Annotated in this window: 19 protein-coding genes; 11 read left to right on the top strand and 8 right to left on the bottom strand. The window is 60.6% G+C overall.

What is annotated here, in order from left to right; genetic code table 11:
* The first annotated feature begins 26 nt into the window (after positions 1 to 26).
* A complete protein-coding gene (locus OC605_RS02575) occupies positions 27 to 632 on the top strand; it encodes an START domain-containing protein (RefSeq protein ID WP_056788309.1) in 606 nt (201 codons plus the stop codon).
* Between the two features lie 314 nt (positions 633 to 946).
* The gene (locus OC605_RS02570; RefSeq protein WP_262136229.1) at positions 947 to 3040 is read left to right on the top strand and encodes an LTA synthase family protein; all 2094 of its coding nucleotides are present in this window, start codon (positions 947 to 949) and stop codon (positions 3038 to 3040) included.
* Between the two features lie 72 nt (positions 3041 to 3112).
* Here the strand turns inward: OC605_RS02570 and OC605_RS02565 are convergent, their stop codons facing one another.
* A complete protein-coding gene (locus tag OC605_RS02565; protein WP_003183939.1) occupies positions 3113 to 3265 on the bottom strand; it encodes a DUF3309 family protein in 153 nt (50 codons plus the stop codon).
* A gap of 330 nt (positions 3266 to 3595) precedes the next feature.
* Between OC605_RS02565 and OC605_RS02560 the strand changes: the two genes are divergently transcribed.
* The 3 genes from OC605_RS02560 (at position 3596) to csrA (ending at position 5126) form a co-directional block, all read left to right on the top strand.
* Positions 3596 to 4411 carry an SDR family oxidoreductase gene (locus OC605_RS02560; protein ID WP_262136228.1) on the top strand — a complete coding sequence of 272 codons (816 nt, stop codon included), beginning with the start codon at positions 3596 to 3598 and terminating at the stop codon, positions 4409 to 4411.
* Positions 4412 to 4474: 63 nt separating this feature from the next.
* Positions 4475 to 4807: a YnfA family protein gene (locus OC605_RS02555; protein ID WP_016770946.1), complete on the top strand. Its 333-nt coding sequence runs from the start codon at positions 4475 to 4477 to the stop codon at positions 4805 to 4807.
* Positions 4808 to 4940: 133 nt separating this feature from the next.
* Complete coding sequence (csrA, locus tag OC605_RS02550; RefSeq protein ID WP_024013891.1) at positions 4941 to 5126, top strand: carbon storage regulator CsrA; 186 nt, start codon at positions 4941 to 4943, stop codon at positions 5124 to 5126.
* Positions 5127 to 5131: 5 nt separating this feature from the next.
* Here the strand turns inward: csrA and OC605_RS02545 are convergent, their stop codons facing one another.
* The 4 genes from OC605_RS02545 to OC605_RS02530 form a co-directional block, all read right to left on the bottom strand.
* Positions 5132 to 5359: a YheU family protein gene (locus OC605_RS02545; RefSeq protein WP_003172962.1), complete on the bottom strand. Its 228-nt coding sequence runs from the start codon at positions 5357 to 5359 to the stop codon at positions 5132 to 5134.
* 170 nt (positions 5360 to 5529) lie between these two features.
* Positions 5530 to 6720 carry an osmoprotectant NAGGN system M42 family peptidase gene (locus OC605_RS02540; RefSeq protein ID WP_262136227.1) on the bottom strand — a complete coding sequence of 397 codons (1191 nt, stop codon included), beginning with the start codon at positions 6718 to 6720 and terminating at the stop codon, positions 5530 to 5532.
* A 159-nt stretch (positions 6721 to 6879) separates the two neighbouring features.
* A complete protein-coding gene (gene ngg, locus OC605_RS02535) occupies positions 6880 to 8628 on the bottom strand; it encodes an N-acetylglutaminylglutamine synthetase (RefSeq protein WP_262136226.1) in 1749 nt (582 codons plus the stop codon).
* 3 nt (positions 8629 to 8631) lie between these two features.
* Entirely contained in the window at positions 8632 to 10404 is a 1773-nt protein-coding gene (locus OC605_RS02530) for an N-acetylglutaminylglutamine amidotransferase (protein ID WP_223631184.1), read from the bottom strand.
* A gap of 365 nt (positions 10405 to 10769) precedes the next feature.
* Here OC605_RS02530 and OC605_RS02525 point away from each other — a divergent pair, with 365 nt between their 5' ends.
* A complete protein-coding gene (locus OC605_RS02525; RefSeq protein ID WP_262136225.1) occupies positions 10770 to 15596 on the top strand; it encodes an NEL-type E3 ubiquitin ligase domain-containing protein in 4827 nt (1608 codons plus the stop codon).
* 3 nt (positions 15597 to 15599) lie between these two features.
* On the opposite strand, the gene mnmC is transcribed toward OC605_RS02525, so the two are convergent.
* On the bottom strand, positions 15600 to 17579 hold the full coding sequence (gene mnmC, locus OC605_RS02520) for a bifunctional tRNA (5-methylaminomethyl-2-thiouridine)(34)-methyltransferase MnmD/FAD-dependent 5-carboxymethylaminomethyl-2-thiouridine(34) oxidoreductase MnmC (RefSeq protein WP_262136224.1): 1980 nt from the start codon (positions 17577 to 17579) through the stop codon (positions 15600 to 15602).
* Between the two features lie 461 nt (positions 17580 to 18040).
* On the opposite strand from mnmC, the gene pap reads away from it, so the two are divergent.
* Positions 18041 to 19555, top strand: a complete 1515-nt coding sequence (gene pap / locus OC605_RS02515) for a polyphosphate:AMP phosphotransferase (RefSeq protein ID WP_016770941.1) — start codon at positions 18041 to 18043, stop codon at positions 19553 to 19555.
* A gap of 103 nt (positions 19556 to 19658) precedes the next feature.
* A complete protein-coding gene (locus OC605_RS02510) occupies positions 19659 to 20843 on the top strand; it encodes a thiolase family protein (protein WP_262136223.1) in 1185 nt (394 codons plus the stop codon).
* 103 nt (positions 20844 to 20946) lie between these two features.
* On the opposite strand, the gene OC605_RS02505 is transcribed toward OC605_RS02510, so the two are convergent.
* Positions 20947 to 21138 (bottom strand): DUF6316 family protein, encoded by a 192-nt coding sequence (locus tag OC605_RS02505; protein WP_123443761.1) that lies wholly within the window; start codon positions 21136 to 21138, stop codon positions 20947 to 20949.
* A gap of 208 nt (positions 21139 to 21346) precedes the next feature.
* Between OC605_RS02505 and OC605_RS02500 the strand changes: the two genes are divergently transcribed.
* Positions 21347 to 22306, top strand: coding sequence for a DMT family transporter (locus OC605_RS02500; RefSeq protein ID WP_262136222.1), 960 nt, complete (start codon positions 21347 to 21349; stop codon positions 22304 to 22306).
* Positions 22307 to 22429: 123 nt separating this feature from the next.
* Here OC605_RS02500 and OC605_RS02495 read toward each other — a convergent pair whose 3' ends face one another.
* The gene (locus tag OC605_RS02495) at positions 22430 to 23824 is read right to left on the bottom strand and encodes a class II fumarate hydratase (protein ID WP_262136221.1); all 1395 of its coding nucleotides are present in this window, start codon (positions 23822 to 23824) and stop codon (positions 22430 to 22432) included.
* A 191-nt stretch (positions 23825 to 24015) separates the two neighbouring features.
* On the opposite strand from OC605_RS02495, the gene OC605_RS02490 reads away from it, so the two are divergent.
* On the top strand, positions 24016 to 24531 hold the full coding sequence (locus tag OC605_RS02490; RefSeq protein WP_016770936.1) for a DUF2059 domain-containing protein: 516 nt from the start codon (positions 24016 to 24018) through the stop codon (positions 24529 to 24531).
* Between the two features lie 12 nt (positions 24532 to 24543).
* On the top strand, positions 24544 to 24843 hold the full coding sequence (locus OC605_RS02485; RefSeq protein WP_016770935.1) for a BolA family protein: 300 nt from the start codon (positions 24544 to 24546) through the stop codon (positions 24841 to 24843).
* Positions 24844 to 24936 lie beyond the last annotated feature (93 nt).

The raw sequence follows: 24936 nt of genomic DNA, 5'->3' as shown, positions 1-24936 counted from the left end.
GAACTTCAACAATAAGGAATAACACTATGGGTTCGCTGCACCGTATCGCTGTGTTGTGTGGTCTGACTGCCGTACTTGCCACTTCGGTCGCCCACGCGGAAGACTGGAAAGTGGCGAAGAACGAAGACGGCATCAAGGTTTCCCTGAGCGAAATACCCGGTTCGGACTACAAGTCCTACCAAGGCGTCGCGCTGATGAAAACCACCGTTGCCAAACTGCGCGCCTTGCAGGAAGACGTCTCTGGCGCCTGCGCGTGGATTCACGAGTGCAAGAGCCAGAAACTGCTCAAGCACGAAGGCGATCTGAGCTGGACCTATTCGCAATTCAACACGCCATGGCCGGTGACCCCGCGTGATTCGGTGCTGAAGATCACCACCGTTGAGGGCGCCGATGGCAGCCTGACCCGTAATCTTGAAGGCGTACCGACCTATCTGCCGGAAGAAAAAGGCTTCGTGCGGGTCCAGCAAGTCAAAGGCTTCTGGAAGTTCGTGCCTAAAGGCGATCAGGTTGAAGTGACTTATCAGGTGCACACCGAGCCGGGCGGTAGCGTGCCGGCCATGGTCGCCAACAAGTTCGTGGTCGATGCGCCATTCAATACCCTCAAAGCGCTGAAAGAACGCGCCGAAAAATAAGTAATTCGCTGTAAGCAAAACGCCCCGACCGGTTCGGGGCGTTTTGTTTTGTCTCTAAATTGTATTTCCAGATATGCGTTGCACGAAATTTTCACAAAGTCTCCAAGACAATTCGCCCGCACTTGTTGCCTGCCATCGTGCTGCCTGCCCTTCGAATGAAAGTCTCGAAGAGCAGGGCAGTAATCAATGGCAATGGTGTGAACGATCGTGCAACATTTGCGCACCGCGCACGCCCCGGGGTCTGGACTGACCAATAGAGGGCCTGGCGCCGCTGTATTTTTGCAACTTCAACTTCCAATGGGTCCTAAAACGACATGGCAAACCCGGACGCCCTGAATCAGCAGCGATCTTCTGCTCGCCTGCTGCAACCGACCGTCAAATCGCATCTGGCCTACACGCTGCTGTGCGCACTGGTCATGATGGTCATGTTTTCCGCGCTGCGCCTTGCGCTGCTGGTCTACAACCGCGAGATGATCCTCGACACCCCGGCCGCGACCTTCCTTGAAGCGTTCGTCAACGGTCTGCGTTTCGACCTGCGCCTGGTGGTCTACCTGTGCATTCCGCTGGTGCTGGCGCTGTTCAGTGCCCGGGCCATGGCCGCGCGCGGTTTCTTCCGTCTGTGGCTGACCGTCGCATCGAGCATCGCGCTGTTCCTCGGCCTGATGGAGATGGACTTCTACCGCGAGTTTCACCAGCGCCTCAACGGTCTGGTGTTCCAGTACGTGAAGGAAGACCCGAAAACCGTAATGAGCATGCTCTGGTACGGTTTCCCGGTGGTGCGCTACGTGCTGGCATGGGTAATCGGCACGGTCATTCTGACCCTGGCGTTCAAAGGCGCCGACCGTGCCACCCGCCCGCGCGGACCGTTCAGCGGCGGCAGCGTCAGCTCCCGTCAGGTTGCGCCGTGGTACACCCGTCTGGCGGTGTTCGTGGTCTGCCTGCTGATCTGCGTGGTCGCCGCTCGCGGCACCCTGCGTCAAGGCCCGCCGATGCGCTGGGGTGACGTCTACACCACCGATTCCAACTTCGCCAACCAGCTCGGCCTCAATGGCACGCTGTCGCTGGTCGCCGCAGCCAAGGCGCGCATGGGCGAAGACCGCGACAACATCTGGAAAGCCACGCTGCCCCAGGAACAGGCGCAGCAAGTGGTGCGCGACATGCTGCTGATGCCGGACGACAAACTGGTCGATGCCGACATCGCCGCTGTTCGCCGCGACTACGTGCCGCCGGCCGACAAGACCCTGCCGATCAAGAACGTCGTGGTGATCCTGATGGAAAGCATGGCCGGTCACTCGGTCGGTGCTTTGGGCGCGCCGGGCAATATCACCCCGTACCTGGACAAGCTGTCGAAGGAAGGTCTGCTGTTCGACCGTTTCTTCTCCAACGGCACCCACACCCACCAGGGCATGTTCGCGACCATGGCCTGCTTCCCCAACCTGCCAGGTTTCGAATACCTGATGCAGACCCCGGAAGGCAGTCACAAACTGTCCGGCTTGCCGCAGCTGCTCAGCGCCCGCGACTATGACGACGTCTACGTCTACAACGGCGACTTCGCCTGGGACAACCAGTCGGGCTTCTTCAGCAACCAGGGCATGACCAACTTCGTTGGCCGCAATGACTTCGTCAACCCGGTGTTCTCCGACCCGACCTGGGGCGTGTCCGACCAGGACATGTTCGATCGTGGCCTGCAGGAACTGAAGGCGCGGGAAAACGGCAAGCCGTTCTACGCACTGCTGCAAACCCTGTCCAACCACACACCGTACGCCTTGCCGACGCCATTGCCGGTCGAGCGCGTCACTGACCGTGGCAGCCTCAACGAACACCTGACCGCCATGCGCTATTCCGATTGGGCGCTCGGCCAGTTCTTCGAGAAGGCGCGCAAAGAGAAGTACTTCAACGAAACCCTGTTTGTCATCGTCGGCGACCACGGCTTCGGCAACGAGCGCCAGATCACCGAAATGGACCTGGGTCGCTTCAACGTGCCGATGCTGATGATTGCCCCGGGCATCCAGCAAAAGTTCGGTACCCGCGACCACACCGTGGGCACGCAGATCGACATCGTGCCGACCATCATGGGCCGCCTCGGTGGCGAAGTGCGTCACCAGTGCTGGGGCCGCGACCTGCTCAACCTCCCGCAGGGCGACACCGGTTTCGGTGTGATCAAGCCATCGGGCAGCGAGCAGACCACCGCCATCGTCACCGCCGATGAGATTCTGGTGCTGCCGCGTGACAAGGACATGGGCCCGAAAATCTGGAAATATCAGCTCGGCGCCAACCCGCACGCCGAAGTTGTGCCGGATGCGCCGCGCACTGCCGAACTCAAACTCAAACTTGAAGCGTTCCTGCAAACCGCGACCAAGAGCTTGCTCGATAACACCGCCGGTGTCATTCACGGCAAGCCGGACTGATTAATCCTTAAAGTCCACGCAATAAAAAAGAGGCCCTTGAAAAAGGGCCTCTTTTTTTACAGCTTCAAATCGTCATATCTTGCCGAGTAACAACAGCACCAGCAGCACGACCAACACCACGCCGATAATGCCCGACGGGCCATAACCCCAACTTCTGGAGTGCGGGAAGACCGGCAGACCACCGATCAGCAACAGGATCAGGATGATGATTAGAATTGTGCCCATGGGTGATTTCCTTGTTCAGAGTCTGGAAGAGTCTTGATGCTCAGTGGGCAGCTGGAGAGCAACTAAATTCCAGCCGGCTTACATGTTCCGACTTGCGCCGGTGAAAAATAATTCAATGTTTTTTTAATGTATTTGGATTGCTCGGTTATTTCCTTTAAAGCAGAAAAGCAAAAGATCGCAGCCTTCGGCAGCTCCTACTGCGGACCATCCCCAAAACGATGACAACTGCAATCTTTTGATCCTCCATTCAGCAACTGGATGGAGCGTGGGCGAACGAAGTTCCTTCGCTACACTCGGCGCATCTTTCCCGGAACAACAAGGCTGTCCGCTATGCAAAATCGCATGATGATCACTGGTGCAGGCTCAGGCCTGGGTCGCGAAATCGCGCTGCGCTGGGCCCGTGAAGGCTGGCGGCTGGCCTTGTCCGATGTCAGTGAGCCCGGCCTGCAGGAAACCCTGAAACTGGTGCGCGAGGCGGGCGGTGACGGTTTCATCCAGCGCTGTGACGTGCGCGATTACAGCCAGCTCACCGCATTTGCCCAGGCCTGTGAGGAGAAGCTCGGCGGCATCGACATCATCGTCAACAATGCCGGGGTCGCCTCGGGCGGATTCTTCAGCGAGTTGTCGCTGGAAGACTGGGACTGGCAGATCGCGATCAACCTGATGGGTGTGGTCAAAGGCTGCAAGGCGTTCTTGCCGCTGCTGGAACAGAGCAAGGGCAAGATCATCAACATCGCCTCCATGGCCGCGTTGATGCAAGGCCCGGCAATGAGCAACTACAACGTGGCCAAGGCCGGCGTGGTGGCGTTGTCGGAAAGTCTGCTGATCGAACTGGCGCAGCAGCAAGTGGCGGTGCATGTGGTTTGCCCCTCATTCTTCCAGACCAACTTGCTCGATTCTTTCCGTGGCCCGACCCCGGCCATGAAAGCCCAGGTCGGCAAGTTGCTGGAAAGTTCGCCGATCAGTGCCGCCGACATCGCTGGCTACATCTATCAGCAAGTCGCCGCCGGCGAATTCTTGATTCTGCCTCACGAACAAGGGCGCATGGCCTGGGCGATCAAGCAAAAGAATCCGCAACTGCTCTACAACGAAATGACTTCCATGGCCGAGAAAATGCGCGCCAAGGCCAAACAAAACAACGCTTGATCTTGTTCGATTCCTGCCGCGTCGTTAGGGTGGCCGCCACGGTCACCCTGTCGAGACGCCTCCATGCTCAATTACTTGTGGTTCTTCCTTGCGGCGCTGTTTGAAATCGCCGGCTGTTTTGCCTTCTACATGTGGCTGCGCCAGGGCAAGAGTGCGTTATGGGTGATTCCCGCGTTGCTCAGCCTGACCCTGTTCGCGCTGTTGCTGACCCGTGTTGAAGCGGCCTACGCCGGGCGCGCCTATGCCGCGTATGGCGGAATCTACATCGTTGCGTCAATTGGCTGGCTGGCGGTGGTCGAGCGCGTGCGTCCGCTGGGCTCGGACTGGATCGGCATGGCGCTGTGCGTGGTCGGTGCCAGCATCATTCTGTTCGGGCCGCGCTTTTCCGCCGCCTGAGGCTTTTGTGCGAAGCGTCTGACAGCTGCGGGCGTGGGCAGCTGTAGGGCAAGACTGATTTGCTCGTCGTGGATTGTGAAGACGCTGTAAGCCGCGCATCTTCAGGGTTTGCCAGTCCTGAAGGATGAATCCCATGCTTGTACTCAGCCGTGTGGTCGGTGAGTTGATTTCAATCGGAGACGACATCACCCTGCGTGTTCTGTCGGTCAACGGCTCCAGCGTGCGCTTCGGCGTCGAGGCGCCGAAAAAGGTCCATGTACACCGCGCCGAGGTCTATGACCGGATCAAGCGCAAGGAGGCCGCGGCGAAGGCTGGCTGACGGTTTCAGTCGAACAGATGCTTGGGTACGTCGTGCTTGAGCATCAGCTGGCACTGTTCGCTTTCCGGGTCGAACACGATCAAAGCCTGGCCTTTGGTCAGTGCCTGACGCACGCGCAGGACGCGGGTTTCCAGCGGGGTGTCATCGCCGTTGTCGGTACCGTCGCGGGTGACGAAATCCTCGATCAGGCGGGTGAGGGTGTCGACTTCAAGCGCGTCGTGGGGAATGAGCATGGGCACCTCGGTCAAATCAATGTCGGGATGCTACGGGGATTGGGTTTTGCCTGCCAGTTTTTGTATTGGCCGTGCCGGCCCATTCGCGAGCAGGCTCGCTCCCACCTTTGAAATGCGATCCCTGTGGGAGCGAGCCTGCTCGCGAAAGCGGTTATCTGTTCACCGAAGGCTCAACTGTCAGAACGCTGCCCCACCAGACTGTCCACCGGCGGCACGCGGGTTTCGCTTTCCATCTGCGTGTCATGCTCAATCTGATGGCTGAAGCGATCCAGTGAAGCATTGGCCGGCGCCGCGTCGCTGGCAAAGACCGGCGGGCTCAGAATGTACGCGCCGAGCAAACGGCTGAGCGCCGCCAGACTGTCGATGTGCGTACGCTCGTAGCCGTGGGTGGCATCGCAGCCGAAAGCGAGCAGGGCAGTGCGGATGTCGTGGCCGGCGGTGACCGCCGAGTGCGCATCGCTGAAGTAATAACGGAACATGTCACGGCGCACCGGCAATTCGTTTTCATCGGCCAGACGCAACAGATGCCGCGACAGGTGATAGTCATACGGCCCGCCCGAATCCTGCATCGCCACGCTCACGGCGTGTTCGCTGGAATGCTGGCCGGGGGCGACCGGTGCAATGTCGATGCCGACAAACTCGCTGACGTCCCACGGCAATGCCGCCGCTGCACCGCTGCCGGTTTCCTCGGTGATGGTGAACAGTGGATGGCAATCGATGTTCAGTTCCTGGCCGCTGTCGACAATCGCCTTCAGAGCAGCGAGCAATGCGGCAACACCGGCCTTGTCGTCTAGGTGGCGGGCGCTGATATGGCCGCTCTCGGTGAACTCCGGCAGCGGGTCGAACGCCACCACGTCGCCGACGTGAATGCCCAGCGATTCGCAATCAGCCTTGGTCGCGCAGTAAGCGTCCAGACGCAGTTCAACGTGATCCCAACTGATCGGCATTTCATCGACCTGGGTGTTGAACGCATGCCCGGACGCCATCAGCGGCAGAACGCTGCCGCGGATCACCCCGGTGTCGGTAAACAGGCTGACCCGGCTGCCCTCGGCAAAGCGGCTCGACCAGCAACCGACCGGGGCGAGGGTCAGGCGACCGTTGTCTTTCACCGCACGCACAGCGGCGCCGATGGTGTCCAGGTGCGCAGACACCGCGCGGTCAGGGCTGCTCTTTTTGCCCTTCAACGTCGCGCGAATCGTGCCGCGCCGGGTCATTTCGAACGGAATGCCCAGCTCTTCGAGACGCTCGGCGACATAGCGCACGATGGTGTCGGTGAACCCGGTAGGGCTGGGAATGGCGAGCATTTCCAGCAGGACTTTTTGCAGGTAAGCCAGATCCGGTTCAGGGATTTGTGGGGTCATGGAAACTCCTGATGGGTTGAGCACATCGATGGTTTCGATGAGGAAAATTGGTGGTGACGTTCAGGGCCTCTTCGCGAGCAGGCTCGCTCCCACATTTGGAATGCATTCCCCTGTGGGAGCGAGCCTGCTCGCGAAGGCGTCAGCCGGAACAACGATGGGTCACGAAACAGCCGGCTGACTATGCGGAAACAACAGATCGACAAAGCGCTCCGCCGTCGGCTGCGGTTCATGGTTGGCGAGGCCGGCGCGTTCGTTGGCTTCGATGAACACGTACTCGGGCTGATCCGCTGCCGGCACCATCAGATCGAGCCCGACCATTGGAATATCCAGCGCCCGCGCCGCGCGCACTGCCGCGTCGACCAGCGTTGGATGAAGAATGTCGGTCACGTCTTCCAGCGTCCCGCCGGTGTGCAGGTTGGCCGTGCGCCGCACGAACAGATGCTCGCCGGCCGGCAGGATGCTGCTGTAGTCGTAACCGGCCGCGTGCAGCGTGCGTTGGGTTTCGTGGTCCAGCGGAATCTTGCTTTCGCCACTGGTGGCGGCTTGCCGGCGGCGGCTTTGCGCTTCGATCAGCGCACCGATCGAATGCTGACCATCGCCAATCACTTCCGCCGGACGGCGAATCGCCGCCGCCACCACTTCAAAGCCGATCACCACGATGCGCAGATCAAGGCCTTCGTGGAAACTTTCCAGCAGCACGCGGCTGTCGAACTGCTTCGCCGTTTCGATGGCCTTCTGCACTTCTTCGATGGTGCGCAGATCCACCGCGACGCCGTGGCCCTGTTCGCCATCGAGAGGTTTGACCACCACCCGTTGGTGTTCATCGAGGAAGGCCAGATTATCGTCGGCATTGCCCGCCAGTTGCTGCGCCGGCAGTTTCAGGCCTGCGGCCTTGAGCACCTTGTGGGTCAGGCTTTTGTCCTGGCACAGGGTCATGCTGATCGCACTGGTCAGATCGCTCAGCGACTCGCGGCAACGCACGCGACGGCCGCCATGGCTGAGGGTGAACAGCCCGGCGTCGGCGTCATCCACTTGCACGTCGATGCCGCGTCGATGCGCCTCTTCGACGATGATCCGCGCGTAAGGATTGAAATTCGCCTCCGGGCCCGGGCCGAGAAACAGCGGCTGGTTGATGCCGTTCTTGCGCTTGATGGCGAAGGTCGGCAGGTTGCGGAAACCCAGTTTGGCGTAAAGGTTTTTCGCCTGACGATTGTCGTGCAGCACCGACAGATCCAGATAAGCCAGGCCGCGACTCATGAAGTGCTCGACCAAATGTCGCACCAGCACTTCGCCGACGCCGGGGCGCGAGCAATGCGGGTCGACCGCCAGGCACCACAGGCTGCTGCCGTGTTCCGGGTCGTTGAAGGCTTTTTCATGATTGAGACCCATCACACTGCCGATCACCGCGCCGCTGTCCTCGTCTTCCGCCAGCCAGTACACCGGGCCGCCCTGATGATGGGGGGTGAGCAGCTCCGGATCGATCGGCAACATGCCGCGCGCCTGGTACAAACGGTTGATGCCCTGCCAGTCGGTTTCGCTCTGCGCACGACGAATGCGGAAGCCGCGAAACACCCGCGTGGCCTGCCGGTAATCGCTGAACCACAGACGCAGGGTGTCGGATGGATCGAGAAACAGCTGCGTCGGCTCGAGGCCGAGAATCTGCTGCGGTGCGGCAACATACAGGGCGATGTCGCGCTCGCCGGGCTGTTCGTTCAGCAGCTCCTGCGCCAGTGACGCCGGGTCGGGAAAGGTGTGACCGATCAGCAGCCGGCCCCAGCCGCAATGCACGGCAATCGGGGCGCTGGCAGGCTCGCTGCCGTCTTCGGCCAGGCGCGCCTGCAAACGTTCATACGAGGGGGCCTGACCACGCAACAGGCGTTGGTTGATGGACGTGGCATGGGGTTTCATCAATCAGATTCCTTGTTCACTGAGCCACAGGTTCAGGGCCGCCAGTTGCCACAGTTTCGAGCCGCGCAATGGGGTCAGTTGGCCTTGCGGATCAGTCAGAAGCTTGTCGAGCATGCTCGGGTTGAACAGGCCGCGATCCTGGCTCGGATCCAGCAGCAGCTCGCGCACCCAATTGAGCGTGTCGCCCTGCAAGTGCTTGAGACCCGGCACCGGGAAGTAGCCTTTCTTGCGGTCGATCACTTCGCTTGGAATGACCCGACGCGCAGCTTCTTTCAGCACTTGTTTGCCGCCGTCGGGCAGCTTGAATTTGCCCGGAACGCGAGCCGACAGTTCGACCAGTCGATAGTCGAGAAACGGCGTGCGCGCTTCCAGGCCCCAGGCCATGGTCATGTTGTCGACGCGTTTGACCGGGTCATCGACCAGCATCACCGTGCTGTCCAGACGCAGCGCCTTGTCCACGGCAGCCTCGGCGCCGGGCTGGGCAAAGTGCTGTTTGACGAAGTCGCCCGCCGCATCGTGGTCGACCAGCCATTTCGGCTGCACAGTGGCCGCGTAGTCGTCGTAGCTGCGATCGAAGAACGCATCGCGGTAGGCCGCGTATGGATCTGCCGCGCCGTCGACTTGCGGATACCAGTGGTAACCGGCAAACAGTTCGTCCGCGCCTTGGCCGCTCTGCACCACTTTGCAGTGCTTGGCCACTTCGCGGGACAACAGATAGAACGCGATGCAGTCATGGCTGACCATCGGTTCGCTCATCGCCCGGAAGGCGGCGGGCAGTTGCTCGATGATTTCTTTCTCGTCGATGCGCAACTGATGGTGGCGAGTGCCGTAATGCTTGGCGATCAGGTCGGAATACTGGAACTCGTCGCCGCGCTCGCCGCCGGCATCCTGAAACCCGATGGAAAAGGTCGACAGATTCTCTACGCCGACTTCGCGCAACAGGCCGACGAGCATGCTCGAATCGACACCGCCCGAAAGCAACACACCGACATCCACTGCCGCACGCTGACGAATCGCCACCGCTTCGCGGGTGCTGTCGAGGACGCGATCGACCCAGTCTTCCAGATTGAGGTTTTTCTCGTCTTCATTCGGGCCGTAGGGCAGGGTCCACCAGGTTTTCTGCTCGGTGCGGCCATCGGCCTCAACGCGCATCCAGGTGGCCGGCGGCAGCTTTTCGATACCGGCCAGCAAGGTGCGCGGCGCAGGCACCACCGCATGGAAATTCAGATAGTGATTGAGCGCCACCGGATCGAGGATCGGGTTGATGTCGCCGCCCTTGAGCAGCGCCGGCAGTGCCGAGGCAAAGCGCAGGCGTTGGCCAGTGCGCGACAGGTACAGCGGCTTCACGCCGAGACGGTCACGGGCGATGAACAGGCGCTTGGCATCGCGCTCCCAAATGGCGAAGGCGAACATGCCGTTGAGTTTCGGCAGCAGTGCCTCGCCCCAGGCGTGATAACCCTTGAGCAGCACTTCGGTATCGCCACCCGAATAGAAGGCATAACCCAGTGCTTCAAGCTCTGCGCGCAGTTCCGGGAAGTTGTAGATCGCACCGTTGAACGCCAGGGACAGGCCCAGTTGGCTGTCGATCATTGGCTGCGCCGAGCCGTCCGACAGGTCCATGATTTTCAGGCGTCGATGACCCAGGGCAATCGGCCCTTGGGCATGGAAGCCCCACGCGTCAGGGCCGCGGGGGGCCAGGTGATGGGTGATTCTCTCGATCGCTGCAAGGTCTGCAGGTTGTTGATCAAAACGTAACTCGCCAGCTAATCCGCACATAAAGTCCTTACCGGTTTTTCCGTTGGGGAAGGTCAAGCCGTACCACGCGAAAAGTGCGGGTACTCAGAAACTGACCTGTCTCGGTATGTGGAGTTTTAGATCGATAAGTTATAAGGCGGCAAAGCTGGCTCCTGCCGTAACGCTATCGGCGGTGATCGAGTGTCGGGATTTGCCCTTGTGCCGTTACGCTTTTTTTGCATAAGCCCACACGTGCACGGACGTTCCGGGTGGGGTGGTGCAGGGCTGTTTTTCCCATACAAAAAAACGTTTGATCTGCGCGGATACTGTCCAGCATTTTGAACTGTTATCGGTTGTCCGGCAGCGCTAGGGTCGAGAGTTCAAACTCGCAATAAAGGACTATTGCCATGCCCAGCCAAGACAAGACCAATCCGCAGACTCAGGACTCGGTCCTGAGCACCCTGTACGACGCTACCGGTGATCTCGATACCGCTGAAAGCCTGGAAAAAAGCTTGCCGGCGCATCTGCTCACGGCTTCTGCGGCCACGCTGAACAAGCTGGACGAAATCAATCGTGAACTGCACACCCTGCACGTCAAAGTCGACAAGGATCTGACCCGGCTCAAACCATTGCACAGCTTCTGTATCAGCGAACTCAACGCGGCGCTGAGCGAGAAATGGCCAGCGGTCTATGACGTGAGCGAGGATCTGCTCAGTCTGCCCGGCGTCGATTGCGGCTGCGATGTGACGGCGACGGAGCAGGCCGATATCGGCTTGGTCAATCACGCGACGCAAAGCCTGTTGCAAGCAGCCATGCAAAATTTCAGCGAAGACGAGGAGCTGGCTGACGGTTTCCCCGCCGGCAGCCTGGTGCGCGTCAAAAGTGTGCCCGCTGGTGTGAAGGATTTGACGCCGGCAGCGTTCGCAGCGTTTTGCCGCGAGCTGGATCTGGGCAAGAAATACCAGGAGCATCTGCAGCAAGTGTTCGGTCTGCGTGAAGACTGCGGCAAAGTCGTGGCCACCAGTGCCATGACCCGCGATATCGCCGCATTGAAGCAATCGCTGCTGGAGCTGGATGCTCATCTTGCGCAGCTCAGGGGCGATATCACCGCAGCAGGTTTGCGCATGCTGCAGGATCTGATGCTGGGCGAAGGCGTCGCTTCGGCGCAGCACCTGCGCTACGGCAAAGACCCGATGATCATGCAGGGCATCAGAATCCTCGACAGCTGCGTTTGGGGCGTCGTGGTATTTTCCAAACGCTGCGTGGAACAACACCCTGAGGACGGATGCATGGTGTATATGCCCGGCGAGCCCGAGCGCGCCGTGTATGAATACCCGAGTTTCAATGCGTTCAAGCGCTACCTCGCGCAACAACTCAAGAGCACGGAATATCAAGGGTATTTCGCCGGTACTCTGGATGAAGATGACAAGGCGGACTTCTTCAAGGCGTTGGCTGTAAAACCCGATCTGGGCGTCGTCGAGCATTGGTCGATCGATGTGCCGCTTTTCGATTTCATGGTGCAAAGCCATGTCGGAAAATTGCAGATCGACGCGCGCAAACTGGCGGTGCCAACCGCTGATATCGATGAAGAGATCCGACAGAAGCGTCTGTTGGATTTCATTCAACGCGGGGTCACCGTGGCGTCGTTGGCAGGGCTGTTCGTGCCGGTACTGGGGCAATTGATGATGGGCGTCGCGGTCGGGCAATTGCTCGGTGAGGTGTATGACGGCGTCGAGGACTGGCGCCGCGGTGATCATCAGCAAGCGCTGTCACATTTGCTCAGTGTGGTAGAGAACATCGCATTGATGGGCGTTTTTGCTGGCGGTCAGAAGGCGCTGGGAACACTGGGCAAAAAACTGCTGCGCGCGCATCCGGAGTTCTTCGCGCAGTTCACCGCGATTCTTGATCGGGCAGGCAAGCCGCGCCTGTGGAAGCCTGATTTGAGCCCGTACGAGCATGCTCTGCCGGCCGGATTCACCATCGATGCCGGCTCGAAGGAGTTCTATCAGATTGGCAACAAGACCATCGGCCGCCTCGAGCACCGCCTGTTGGCTGGCAACTTTGATATCGACACCCAGCACTGGCGCCTGGAACACCCCGCACGCGCACACGCCTATGCTCCGGAACTGATCCGCCACGTCGAGGGCGGCTGGCGGTTTCCCGCTGAAGAGCCTGAAGAATGGGGCAGCAGCGCCTACACGCTCAAGCGCATCGATCCGCAGTTGAGCGAATTTGCTGACAGCGATCTGGATATCCTTCGCCGGCTGAGCAACACCTCGCAGCAGACCTTGCTGGAAACCTTCAACGACAATCTGAGCCTGCCGGTACGCCTGCGCGATACCGTCGAGCGCGTGCGCATCGGGCGCCAGCTGCGTGAGTTGACCACGGAACTGGAAAACGGCGAGATCCACTCCGAGCAGCCTCTTGAAGAACAGATGCATGCCTTGACGCAACTGCCGGGCTGGCCGACTGACCGATACATTGAGGTCATCGGTCATGAAGGAGACGTCGACACGACTTATCCTGCAAACAGTACGCTTGACGAAAACCTGGGAGTGCCGGTGACCCAAGGCCAGTTGGCACTCGGCCGCTTGCTGCAAACCGTCATCGATGGCCTTTACGAGCATGAAGTCGAGGCCTTGCTCGGCGGCAAAGTCGCAAAAAGCACGCAAGCACCTGCGCTGGCGAGAAAACTCGGTGCTGCGCTCGAGTCCGATTACCGCGCGGCGTTAGAGCGGATGTACAAGCGCTATGACCACAGTGATGCGCAGGACCTGGGCAAATTGCGTCAGGTCTTCGCCGACATTTCGGCGCGCCATGGTCAAAGGCTGATCGACCGCGCCTCTACTGTCGAGCGCCTGCACCTGCGCTCGAGCGGGAGCGCGCCCTTGCGCCTGGGACAGCGGGCGCGGGCCGGTATTGCCGAGGTGCGGCTTGACCGGGCGCTGAGTGGGTTGCACTGCTCGTGGCTGGCCAATGCCGACACCGACCGGCTGGCCATGAAATTACTGCCGCGCCTGAGCAGCTGGAACGCGCAGCTGCGTCTGCAAGTACGCGACAAGGCCTTGGCCGGACCGATACTCGAAGACATCGGCGATGCGTCGGCGACCTCGGAAAATACCGGCTATCTGGTGAAGTCCACGCAGGGCTATGAGGCGTTTGGCGGCGACAAAAAATCCTTGGGCAAGGTGGTATCCGGCCCCGACGCTTTGTACATGGCCATCCTCAAGGCATTGCCGCCACGTCAGCGAACCGCACTCGGTCTTGCCGATGCCGGACAGGTCAGTACGCAACAGTTACGCAAAAAGCTGCTCAACGTTGCCCTCGACGAACGCGAGTTCACTGCGCGGGCATTGCGCGGAGGCAGTACGGAATCACTTCCCGTCGAGCCGGCCTGTGTGCAAGGCGATCAGGTCCCCGTGGCTGGCCATTCACGCAAACTGCTGCGCAAAGCCCGCAGGCTTTATCCGCGTCTGAACGAGCCGCAGCTCAATCAATTGCTCAACGAACTGGGCGGTGATCCGTTGAGCCGTGCAACCCGGATCAAAGCCCTGCGTCAGAATCTGCAAACCCTGCGGGACGCGCTGTTTGTCTGGAGTGAAGATAGCGCCGCGCTGCAAGCCATGGGTGGCGATCTGGCCGAAGCGCGGCACAGTCGGAAAATGGCCGCCGAGCTGATCGAGGAAGCGTTTCGACGCTTTCATTGGGCCACCAACGACGAGGGAAAGAACCTCTGTACCCTTGACCTTGACGGCATGCGCATCGGTAAGGTGCCGACGTTACCGCCGTCGGTGAGCTTCGACCATGTAGGGCAATTGTCGATGCGGAACATGGCGCTGGGTGATGATGTTGCGTACTTTCTCAAGTCCTTCAAACAGCTCGACTCGCTGGAACTGGGCAGCAACACGATCACCCGGCTGCCTGAAGTGTTGTCGCACATGCCGCGTCTGCAACGGCTGAGTCTGGCAGGCAATCAGCTCAAGCTGACCGAACAGACCCTGGCGAAGCTGAACAACCTGAGCACGTTGCGTTACCTGAATCTGGACAAGAATCCGTTGGGCGCCACCCCGGATTTCAGTCAAATGACGCAACTGCGCCGCTTGTCGCTGAACGATACCGGCATCACCGAACTGCCAGAAGGCCTTGATCATTCTGCGCACATTGAACTGATGGATCTGAGCGCCAACAAAATCACAGAACTGCCTGAGTGGTTGTTCGAGAAATCACGCCGTTTCACAGGCGCACTCAAGTTGGGACTCAATCCCTTTTCCGAAACGGCCCAAACGCATCTGGAAAACTATCGCGATAATTTCGGCATCGGTATGGGCTACATCGCCGATGACATCGCACGGATGAACGAGCAAACGGCGCGCTCGCTCTGGTTGACCAAGGTCAGTGGCGAAGAGTGGGCAGAGCAGTCGCGCATTTGGGCGGCATTGCGTAGCGATCAGACGGCCGATGGCTTGTTCACGTTGCTGGCGCAACTGGGCGATACCGCGGACGGCAAACAGGGTGGCGCTGACATGCAGCGACGCGTCTGGGCGGTACTGAAGGCGGCGGAAGCTGACGAGCCACTGAGTCGTCAACTGCTCGACATTGCGGCCGATCCGCTGCACTGCACCGATAACGCGGCGCTGGTTTTCAGTCGCCTTGAAGTCGCAGTGGAAGTCGAGCGGGTGAGCAGCGCCGCAAGCGGGAGCAGGGGCACTGCCAAGGCGCTGTTGGAACTGGGCCGCAGTCTGTTCCGGCTGGACAGGCTGGAAGAAATCGCCCTGGAGCACTCACTCCGGGCTCCAAAGGTCGATGCGCTGGAAATGAACCTCGCTTACCGCATCGGTCTCACCGATGCGCTGGGGCTGCGCGGTCAACCGGAAAATATGCTGTTCAGTGCCCAGAGTGGCGTGACGGCCGCGGATCTTGAGGTGGCAAAAAATCGCATCTTCACCGCCGAACTCTCCCCGCAATGGCTGGAATACATGCAGGGGAGCACGTTCTGGCGAGACTATTTGAGGCGCACATTTGTCCGCAAGTTTGCGCTGATCGATGACGTGTACGATCCGCAAATGAGCGCACTGTTCGACAAGAAGGACACGCTGCCCTCTGGCGATTATTTAAGTCAGAACCAGGCACTCAAGCTTGAAAAGGACCAGGCTGAAGACGTGCTGTTCAAGAGTCTGACGGAAGACGCGATACGGCTGATGGATCTGGGCATCTGCGAAATGCCCGACCCGTGAAATTCACTTGCCGCGAATCAACTGCCGTAAGGCGAAACGGTTGGGATGGCAGGCTTCGGCTACGCTGCGCGGCAACGGCAGTGGCTCGTTGTCCAGCCATGCGGCAAGCAGTTCGCCGGACAGCGGCGCGGTGATCAGCCCGCGAGAACCGTGGCCGCTGTTGACGTACAGACCATCGAGCCATGGGCAGGCGATGTTCGGCACTTGCCGGGCGTCTTTGCTCAATGCAGCGTAGGTTTGATTGAACGTTTGCAGATCAGCGAGCGGACCGACAATCGGCAGGTAATCGGGGCTGGTGCAGCGATAGGCTGCGCGGCCCTCAAGGTTCTCAATTGGCTGCTCGCTGATGTTCAGACGGCTCAGCAGATCGCTGGAAATCTCTTCGAGCATCGCCAGATTGCCTTCATGCTCGGCAGTCGTCGGCGTCAGGTCGTCGCTGTTGAAGGCGAAACTGGCACCCAGCGTGTGTTCGCCCAGACGCGCCGGGGCGACGTAGCCTTCGGCGCACACCACGGTGGCCAGCGCACGACTGTCAGCAGTCTCAGCCAAACGCGTGATCTGCCCACGAATACGCTTGAGCGGCAATTCGGCGCTTTGGGCAAAACGTTTGATTTCGGCAGCTCCGGCCAGAACCACGACGGGTGCACTGGCGAGCAAGCGTTCGCCGTCAAAGGCTTGCCACTGGTCAGCAACTTTGCGCAGTTCCCAAGCTTCATGATGGCCGAGCATTTCAATGTTGGTGTGTGTCGCCTGGGCCTGACACAGCGCCGGCGGGTGAACCCAGCCGCCTTCGGGGTAGAACAAGCCGCCATGCGCCACGCCGACACCGGCGCGAGCCTGCGCTTCGGGTTGTTCCAGCCACTGCAAGAGATCTTCAGGAAACGCCGCCGCCAGCTGCGCATGACGCTCGGCTTCCTTGTCATTGAACGCCAATTGCAGCACGCCGCAGTCATCCCAGTCGCTGCCGCGTTGCAAGCTTTCCAGCAGGCGCCGGGTGTAACCGAAGCCACTGACGATCAACTGCGACAACGCCGTGCCATGGGCGGACAACTTGAGATAGAGCACGCCTTGCGGGTTGCCGGACGCTTCCTGCGCCACCGCCGCGTGACGCTCCAGCAGACTCACCTGCCAGCCGCGCGCCGCCAGACTCGACGCCGTCGCGCAGCCGGCCAGACCGGCGCCGATCACCAGCGCCCGGCGCTCACCGCGCAACGGAGCAGGGCGGGCGAACCAGGGTTTCGCCGGTATGGGCGCCGCCACCTCGGCGGGCCAACCGAGAAATTCGCCACGCAGGATTTCCCACTTGTGGCCGATGCCCGGTGTGCGCTTCATCTTGAACCCGGCAGCGTTGAGCAGACGCCTTACCCAACCGGTGCTGGTGAAGGTGCTGATGGTCGAGCCCGGCGCAGCCAGGCGCGCCAGTTCGACGAACAGCTCAGCGGTCCACATGTCCGGGTTTTTCGCCGGGGCAAAACCATCGAGAAACCACGCGTCGATCTGTGCATCGAGTTGCGGCAGTTGCTCCAGCGCATCGCCGATCAGCAAGGTCAGCGTCACTCGACCTTCGGCCAAGGTAATGCGCTGAAAGCCTTGATGAATCGCCACGTAATGCCTCAGCAACTGATCGGCCAACGGCCTGAGTTCCGGCCACAGTGCCAAGGCCCGACGCAGATCGGCAGGCGCCAGCGGGTACTTCTCGACGCTGACAAAATGCAAACGCGCGCCGGCCACCGCGTGCTGTTCGAACAACTGCCAGGCGCAAAGAAAATTCAGCCCGGTGCCGAAGCCGGTTTCGCCAATGACCAGCCGACCATCCGCCGGCAGCGCAGCGAAACGCTCGGCCAGACGGTTCTGTTCAAGAAACACGTAACGGGTTTCCTCCAGCCCCGACTGATCGGAAAAATACACGTCATCAAACACCCGCGAACGTGGGCGTCCCTGGTCGTCCCAGTCGAGTTGGGCGTGGGGCATATCGGCTTTCATGGCAGGCTCGGCAAACACAAGGCGGCCATTCTAGCCGATCACGCCGGTACTACCGATCCAGCACAAGACTCGCGGTGAAAAGAACCCTGTGGCGAGGGGATTCATCCCCGCTGGACTGCGAAGCAGTCCCAAAACCACAAGACTCGCAGTGAAAAGAACCCAGTGGCGAGGGGATTCATCCCCGCTGGACTGCGAAGCGGTCCCAAAACCACAAGACTCGCAGTGAAAAGAACCCAGTGGCGAGGGGATTCATCCCCGCTGGACTGCGCAGCAGTCCCAAAACCATCCACCCCGTTTTCCCGATCCAAACCACACTTCCCGGATCTACGACTACTGCACAGCCAGTCAACGATAAATCCCCTCACCACAAAGTTCTCATCCCGTCCTGAGTTCGTGGGAATTTCTGCCCTGCGCCCGTGCCCAATCCGCTAGTCTTGCTGAACCCTGGAAGGAGCCGTCCCATGTTTGAATCCGCTGAAATCGGTCACGCCATCGACAAAGACACTTATGAGGCGGCGGTCCCTGCGCTGCGTGAAGCCTTGCTGGAAGCGCAGTTCGAATTGCAGCAGCAGAAACGCTTTCCGGTGATCATCCTGATCAACGGCATCGAAGGGGCGGGCAAGGGCGAGACGGTCAAGCTGCTCAATGAATGGATGGACCCGCGCCTGATCGAAGTGCGCACCTTCGACCAGCAAACCGATGAAGAACTGGCGCGGCCACCGGCCTGGCGCTACTGGCGGATGCTGCCGGCCAAAGGGCGAATGGGGGTTTTCTTCGGCAACTGGTACAGCCAGATGCTCCAGGGGCGGGTGCATGGGTTGTTCAAGGATCCGCGTCTGGACCAGGCCATCGCCGGCGCCGAGCGTCTGGAGAAAATGCTCTGCGATGAAGGCGCGCTGATCTTCAAGTTCTGGTTTCACCTGTCCAAGAAGCAGATGAAAGCGCGGCTAAAATCGCTGGCCGACGACCCGCTGCACAGCTGGCGCATCAGTCCGCTGGACTGGCAGCAGTCGCAGACCTACGACAAGTTCGTCAAATACGGCGAGCGCGTGCTGCGCCGTACCAGTCGCGATTACGCGCCGTGGCATGTCATCGAAGGCGTCGATGCCAATTACCGCAGCCTGGCGGTGGGCAAGATTCTCCTCGAAGGCCTGCAAAGTGCGCTCAAGCGTGCCGACGTCAATCCCCACGAAGTCAGTGCCGCGCCGCTGGGCACGCCGGTCGATCAGTTGAACCTGCTCGACAGCCTCGACCTGACCCAGCGTCTGGACAAGAAAGACTATGAAGAACAACTGATCACCGAACAGGCGCGTCTGTCCGGACTGATGCGCGACAAACGCATGCGTCGCCATGCGCTGGTGGCGGTGTTCGAGGGTAACGACGCGGCGGGCAAGGGCGGGGCGATTCGCCGCGTGGCAGCGGCGCTCGATCCGCGTCAGTACAGCATCGTGCCGATCGCCGCGCCCACCGAAGAAGAGCGCGCGCAACCCTACCTGTGGCGGTTCTGGCGACACCTTCCGGCGCGGGGCAAATTCACCGTGTTCGACCGCTCCTGGTACGGGCGGGTGCTGGTCGAGCGGATCGAAGGCTTCTGCACCCCGGCCGACTGGCTGCGCGCCTACGGCGAAATCAACGACTTCGAAGAGCAGCTTGCCGATGCCGGCGTCATCGTGGTCAAGTTCTGGCTGGCCATCGACAAGGACACGCAGATGGAGCGATTTCAGGAGCGCGAAGAGATTTCCTTCAAGCGCTTCAAGATTACCGAGGACGACTGGCGCAACCGGGAAAAGTGGGACGACTATCGCCGGGCGGTCGGCGACATGGTCGATCGCACCAGCACCGAGATCGCGCCGTGGACGCTGGTCGAGGCCAACGATAAACGCTGGGCACGGGTGAAAGTTTTGCGCACCATCAACCGCGCGCTGGAAGACGCGTTCGAGAAATCCGACAAGAAGGCCAAAAAGCACAAGGACTGAAGCGATGGCCGCGCATACGCCGGGTGAATGATCCTCGCGGTCGGCAAGAAGGTGGACTTATGCTCAGGTCCACTCTCAACCGACAACAACAATGAGGTATGCCATGCGTGAAGTGGTGATCGTCGACAGCGTGCGGACCGGCCTGGCCAAATCCTTTCGCGGCAAGTTCAACCAGACCCGCCCCGATGACATGGCGGCCCACTGCGTCAATGCGCTGCTGACCCGCAACGATATCGACCCGGCCAGCGTCGAGGACTGCATCGTCGGCGCTGGCTCCAACGAGGGCGCGCAGGGCTACAACATCGGCCGCAACGTCGCGGTACTGTCGCGCCTGGGCACCGGCACCGCCGGCATGACCCTCAACCGTTTCTGTTCCTCGGGCTTGCAGGCCATTGCGATTGCCGCCAACCAGATCGCCTCCGGTTGCAGCGACATCATCGTTGCCGGCGGCGTCGAGTCGATCAGCCTGACCCTGAAAAGCGTCAACACCGATCACCTGATCAACCCATTGCTCAAGCAACAGACCCCCGGCATCTACTACACCATGGGCCAGACCGCTGAAGTGGTGGCGCGCCGTTACGGCGTCAGTCGCGAAGCCCAGGATCGTTATGCGCTGCAAAGTCAGCTGCGCACGGCCCAGGCCCAGGCTGCGGGTTTGTTCGACGATGAAATCGTGCCGATGGCGGTGAAATATCGCGTCGAGGACAAGAACAGCGGCGAAGTGCAGATTGTCGACGGCGTCGTCGAGCGCGACGACTGCAACCGCCCGGACACCACCTACGAAAGCCTTGCCGGACTGAAGCCGGTGTTCGCCGACGATGGTTCGGTGACGGCGGGCAATTCATCGCAGCTGTCCGACGGTGCCTCGATGACGCTGGTGATGAGCCTGGATAAAGCCTTGGAGCTGGGGCTCAAGCCGAAAGCTTTTTTCCGTGGCTTCACTGTGGCCGGTTGCGAGCCGGACGAAATGGGCATCGGCCCGGTGTTCTCGGTGCCGAAACTGCTCAAGGCCAAGGGCCTGCAAGTGGCGGATATCGATCTGTGGGAGTTGAACGAGGCGTTCGCTTCGCAGTGCCTGTACAGCCGCGACCGGCTGGAGATCGACAACGACAAATACAACGTCAACGGCGGCTCGATTTCCATCGGCCACCCGTTCGGCATGACCGGCTCGCGTCAGGTCGGGCATTTGATCCGGGAATTGCAGCGACGCAATTTGCGTTACGGCATCGTCACCATGTGCGTGGGCGGCGGGATGGGGGCGAGTGGGTTGTTTGAGGCGGTGCGCTAAAGGATTGGTTGCCTGTTCAGGCCCCTTCGCGAGCAGGCTCGCTCCCACAGGTGACGGTATTCCCCTGTGTGAGCGAGCCTGCTCGCGAAAGCAGCGCCACGGTTCAGCGGCTGGAATCCTGCCGCTGCATCCGCGCTATATAAGCCTGAATCTCCCGCTCGATCACCTGACTGTCATACGGCCCTTCAAGGGTATTTTCCCGGGTGCTGAAATACAGCTCGCCATTGACCCGACACACGCGGTCGCTGCGAAAACGGGTGGCGGGGGCGCTGTCCTCGGCGCGCATGGCGTACATGTAGGTCTCCCTGCTATGCGTTGAAAAGTCTGCAATCAGCTTATGCCTGAAGCACTTGGCGCGCCTGCCTGGCCGATCAACGGCGGCGCGCCGGTTTACTGCTGCGACCTGCACAGTTTCATTCGCGGCCTGCCGGTAACTGTCCCTGTGTTGTGCGCAGCCGGACGCCTAGAATGAGTGTTCTTGTCAGCAGGCTTTTGGGGTTCGCATGCACATTTCATCAGGGCGCTGGGTGTACGGACTGTTCCTGGCGCTGCTGACCGCGTTTCTGTGGGGCATCCTGCCGATCAAGCTCAAACAGGTATTGCAGGTGATGGACCCGGTCACGGTGACCTGGTTTCGCCTGATGGTGTCCGGTGGCTGCCTGTTCATCTATCTGGCTTCGGTCAAGCGCCTGCCAAGTCGCAAGGTGCTCGGGCCCAAGGGTGGTTGGCTGGTGCTGATGGCGGTACTGGGGCTGGTCGGCAATTACGTGCTGTACCTGATGGGCCTCAACCTGCTCAGCCCCGGCACTGCGCAATTGGTGGTGCAAATGGGCCCGATCATGTTGCTGATCGCCAGCCTGTTCGTATTCAAGGAGCGCTTCAGCATCGGCCAGGGCATCGGCTTGCTGGTGTTACTGATCGGCTTTGGTCTGTTCTTCAATCAGCGTCTGGCCGAGCTGCTGACCTCGCTGTCCGACTACACCGCCGGCGTGCTCTTGGTGCTGCTGGCGTCGACGGTCTGGACCTTCTATGCGCTGGGCCAGAAGCAATTGCTCACGGTGTGGAATTCGCTACAAGTGATGATGGTGATCTATCTGTTCTGCGGGCTGTTGCTGACGCCGTGGGTGCATCCGCTGGAAGCGCTCAACCTGAGCCCGTTGCAGGGCTGGCTGTTGCTGGCGTGCTGCATGAACACCTTGATCGCCTACGGCGCCTTCGCCGAAGCACTGGCGCACTGGGAGGCATCGCGGGTCAGCGCGACGCTGGCGATCACGCCGCTGGTGACGTTTGTGGCGGTGGCGATTGCGGCGCGGATCTGGCCGGACTACGTGCATGCCGAGCAGATCAATGCGCTGGGCTATGGCGGGGCGGTGCTGGTGGTGCTGGGTTCGGCGCTGGTGGCGTTGGGGCCGTCGATGATTGCAGGATTGAAGGCGCGTCGGATGAAGATGGCAGCCAGTTGAACCGCGCCGGCCGCATTCGCGAGCAAGCTCGCTCCCACATTTTTGCGCATTCCCAGCATGAGAATGCAGTCGACTGTGGGAGCGAGCTTGCTCGCGAAGGCTGACTTCCAGGCACTGAAGATTTCAGCCCTTGGCCCCGGCCTCGATCATGTTCTCCGGGCGCACCCAGGCATCGAACTCTTCATCAGTCAGATAACCCAGCTGCAACGCAGCCTCACGCAAAGTCAGCCCTTCGCTGTAAGCCTTCTTGGCGATCTCCGCCGACTTGTCATAACCGATGTGCGGGTTCAGCGCGGTCACCAGCATAAGCCCCCGTTCCAGATGCTTGGCCATGACCTCGCCATCCGGTTCGAGCCCGGCGATGCAGTGCTGCTGGAAGTTGCTGCATCCATCACCAAGCAAACGGATCGATTGCAGCAGGTTGTGGATGATCACCGGTTTGAACACGTTCAACTGCAAGTGTCCTTGGCTGGCGGCGATACCGATCGCCACGTCGTTGCCGAGCACCTGACAGGCGAGCATCGACAGCGCTTCGCACTGGGTCGGGTTGACCTTGCCGGGCATGATCGAGCTGCCCGGTTCGTTGGCCGGCAGCTTCACTTCAGCGAAACCTGCGCGAGGACCTGAGCCCAGCAGACGCAGGTCGTTGGCGATTTTCATCAGCGCCACGGCGAGGGTTTTCAGCGCACCTGACAGCGTTACCAGCGGCTCATGACCGGCCAGCGCGGCGAACTTGTTCGGCGCGGTGACGAACGGCAGACCGGACAGTGCTGCGAGTTCGGCGGCGATCGCCTCACCGAAACCGTGCGGTGAATTCAAACCGGTACCAACGGCGGTGCCGCCCTGAGCCAGTTCGCAAACCGCCGGCAGCGCGGCACGAATCGCGCGCTCGGCGTAATCCAGTTGCGCGATGAAGCCGGACAGTTCCTGACCGAAGGTGATCGGCGTCGCGTCCATCATGTGCGTGCGCCCGGTCTTCACCAGTTTCATGTGCCGCGCCGCCAGCTCAGCGAGGCCGCCGGACAGCTCGGCAATCGCCGGCAGCAGTTGTTCCTGCACCGCTTTGGCGGTGGCAATGCTCATGGCGGTGGGGAAGCAGTCGTTGGAACTTTGCGAGCGATTGACGTGATCGTTCGGGTGCACCGGCGACTTGCCGCCGCGCGGGTTGCCGGCCAGTTCGTTGGCGCGACCGGCGATCACTTCGTTGACGTTCATGTTGCTCTGGGTGCCGCTGCCGGTCTGCCAGACCACCAGCGGGAACTGCTCGTCATGCTCGCCGGCGAGCACTTCATCGGCGGCCTGTTCGATCAGGCGGGCGATGTCGGCAGGCAGGTCGCCGTTGCGGTCGTTGACCCGTGCGGCGGCTTTCTTGATCAGCGCCAGGGCGTGCAGCACCGGTAGCGGCATGCGTTCCTGACCAATGGCAAAGTTGATCAGCGAGCGTTGCGTCTGAGCACCCCAGTAAGCGTCGTCCGGGACCTCGATCTGGCCCAGGCTGTCGGTTTCGATACGGCTCATCGTGCACACTCCTGTTGGTCTGTTGGCGCAATTTAGGCCGGCGTCGGCCCGGGTGGTTCCATCGGCTCGATTGTTGACCGCAAAACCCCGCCAATCAAGCGCGGCAAGGGCCGGGGGTTGAGCCATAGCGATTGTTAGGCGCAGAATGGTCGCCCTTGGGGTTCGACCTCGCTTTGCTTAAAGGAAACTCGATGACTCGTCTTCGCGCCATCTGTACCGCGGTTGCACTGGTTTGCGCCAGCGGCCAGGTGCTTGCCGATACCGCCAGCCACAACGCCAGTGCCGAAGCTTTCCTGACGCTGGCTCACGCTGACAAGCTGGGTACCCCGGTGTACATGCAAGTGCAGCAAATGTTCGCCCAGCGCTTTGAACAGACCAAAGCCCCTGAGTCGAAGAAAGCCGTGCTCGAAACCTACCAAGCCAAGGCCAACGCCGCGCTGGACCAGGCCATCGGCTGGAACAAGCTCAAGCCCGACATGGTCAAGCTCTACACCAGCAACTTCAGCGAATCCGAGCTGAAAGATCTGGTTGCCTTCTACCAGTCGCCACTGGGCAAGAAAGTCCTGGAAAAAATGCCGCAGCTGACCCAGCAGTCGGCGCAGATGACCCAGGGCAAACTGGAAAGCGCGGTGCCAGTGGTCAACAAGCTGCTCGACGACATGACCAAAGAGCTGACCCCGGCCGCGGCGCCAGCCAAGAAGAAGTAAGCGGAGTTCGTGATGACCATGCAACAACGCATCGAATCGACGCTGGCCCTGTTACAGCCTGAGCACCTGCAAGTGCTCGACGAAAGCCACATGCACAGTCGCGGGTCACAAACCCACTACAAAGCGGTGGTGGTCAGCGCGCAGTTCGAAGGCCTGAACCGGGTCAAGCGCCACCAGAAAGTCTACGGCACGCTCGGCGAGCTGATGGGCGAGTTCCATGCGTTGGCGCTGCACACCTACACCCCGCAGGAATGGGCAGAGATCGACGGCGCCCCGGCGTCGCCCACCTGTGCAGGCGGTAGCAAGCACTGATTTTGGATGTGGCGGGATTTTGTGGTGAGGGGATTTATCCCCGTTGGGTTGCGAAGCAGCCCCGAAAGCCACAGAACCCAATCTCCCTGAAAG

It is taken from the genome of Pseudomonas sp. Marseille-Q5117 (genome assembly GCF_946901175.1).
Classification (GTDB): Bacteria; Pseudomonadota; Gammaproteobacteria; order Pseudomonadales; family Pseudomonadaceae; genus Aquipseudomonas; species Aquipseudomonas iranensis.
The sequence above is the reverse complement of the archived record's forward strand: the minus strand, read 5'-3'. Positions and strand labels throughout refer to the sequence as shown.